The 1,080-nt window shown below is 68.4% G+C and carries 2 protein-coding genes; both read left to right on the forward strand.

The annotated features are described in order from the left end of the window. Positions 1-493: winged helix-turn-helix domain-containing protein (locus ACTWQF_RS36750; protein WP_443284123.1), on the forward strand; the 493-nt coding region annotated here is incomplete at its 5' end. Then, entirely contained in the window at positions 490-1,080 is a 591-nt protein-coding gene (locus tag ACTWQF_RS36755) for an IS630 family transposase (RefSeq protein WP_443284124.1), read from the forward strand. The genes ACTWQF_RS36750 and ACTWQF_RS36755, both read left to right, overlap by 4 nt.

Genomic DNA, 1,080 nt, shown 5'->3' on the forward strand with positions numbered 1-1,080 from the left:
GGTTGCCGGCTCCTCCCTTCCTCCTTTGTCGCGGCCTCAGTTGGCGGAGGCGCGTCGTGTTCGGGCGGTCGAGTTGTTCGAGGACGGCGTCGCGAATGCGGAGATCGCGAGGGCGGTGGGGGTGTGTGCCGAGAGTGTGCGGCGTTGGCGGCGGGTGTGGGAGCAAGGCGGTGCTTCGGCCCTGCGGCGACGGGCAGCAACCGGGCGCCCGCCCAAGCTGGACGACGCTCAGGTCGAGATGGTCCGGGCCGCGTTGGAGCAAGGTGCCCAGGCTCATGGTTTCGAGGCCGACCTGTGGACCCTGGAACGAGTCGGCGCGGTCGTCACCCGGGCAACGGGGGTGGTGTTGTCAAGGGCGTCGGTGTGGCGGCTGCTGACCGGCCGGCTCGGATGGAGCCTGCAACGGCCCGAGCGGCGGGCGGTCGAGCGGGACGAGTCGGAGATCGCCCGCTGGGTCGCGCACGAGTGGCCGCGCATCAAAAAAGGGCCGTGAACACACGTGCCTGGATCGTCTTCCTCGACGAATCAGGCGTCTCCCTGCTCCCTCAGATCCGCCGCACCTACTCACCCCGAGGGCGGACTCCGCTCCTGCGGCACCGCCTGAACTGGAAGCGCGCGTCGATGGCCGGGGCCTTGGGCTACCACTCCACCGACCCCGGCCGCGGGGCCCGCCTGTGCTTCCACCTCAAGCCCGGCAGCTACGACACCGCCGGACTCATCGAGGTCCTGGAGCAGATGAAGGTGTACTACCGCGGCGAGCGAGTGGTCCTGGTCTGGGACGGCCTGTCCGCCCACCGGAGCCGGGCGATGCGGGCCTGGGCCGCCGAACAGGACTGGCTCACCCTGGAACGATTACCCGCCTACGCTCCCGAGCTGAACCCGGTGGAACTGCTGTGGTCCTCGCTCAAGAAGCGTGAACTTGCCAACCTCGCCGGCGACCACCTCGCCGATGTCGCCGACGCCACCGAGCAAGGCATCCACCGCATCAATACCAACCCCCGACTTCCATGGTCATTCCTCGCCCATACCGGCCTGACCATCCGCCCACCACACCCACCGAACTTACGAAAAGATCAGTAA

The sequence above is a fragment of the Streptomyces sp. 8N114 genome (assembly GCF_052245835.1).
GTDB lineage: Bacteria > Actinomycetota > Actinomycetes > Streptomycetales > Streptomycetaceae > Streptomyces.